The sequence below is a fragment of the Fastidiosibacter lacustris genome (assembly GCF_003428155.1).
GTDB lineage: Bacteria > Pseudomonadota > Gammaproteobacteria > Francisellales > Francisellaceae > Caedibacter > Caedibacter lacustris.
Genome location: NZ_QLIR01000059.1, coordinates 1 through 711, shown reverse-complemented (window position 1 = coordinate 711; position 711 = coordinate 1). Strand labels below are relative to the sequence as shown.

At 34.9% G+C, this 711-nt stretch carries 1 protein-coding gene; it reads left to right on the top strand.

Annotated features, from left to right (window positions below; translation table 11 throughout):
- Window positions 1-711 (top strand): SDR family oxidoreductase (locus DNJ77_RS09865; protein WP_116964873.1); only part of this gene is annotated, 711 nt, incomplete at both ends.

Sequence of the window (711 nt, the reverse complement as noted above, 5' to 3'; positions counted from 1 at the left end):
TGATTGAAAAAGTGGGCATCGATGATGACTTCTTTACGCTTGGCGGTAATTCGATTAAAGCGATTCAATTGGCAGTGACCTTACAGGCAAACTTTGATATTGCTGTCTCAGAGATATTTGATTTACGCACACCCAGAAAGCTTGCCTATAATAAACGTATTACACATGATTTATTGATTGCTAAATTAGCACAAATTAAACAGTATTATACTCAGCATCATAACAAACCACTGAATTCGGCTGCATTGCTTAAAAAAGAGCAATATTTGGCAGAAGTAGCCCATATGCCGATAATACATTACACAAACAAATCAATTAAAACGGTATTATTGACTGGCGCCACTGGTTTTCTAGGGTGCAATCTGTTACACCAGTTATTGACTTTAACATCCTATCAAATTTACCTTTGTGTTAGAGCTAAAGATGAAGTGCATGCAAGGGAACGTATGGCACATAAATACCAATTTTATTTTGACGTGTCTCTGCAAGATCATTTTAGTGATCGTATTATTTACATTGCTTGTGATTTAGAAAAAGAGCAGATTGGATTAGCAGATAGTGAATATCATAAACTGATTAAAAATATAGATAGTATTATTCATTGTGCGGCATTAGCCAAGCACTATGGAATTGAACAAGTATTTTATTCTGCCAATGTGCAGGCAACGATTCATTTACTGCAATTTTGTCAATTAACCAAACACAAAGACT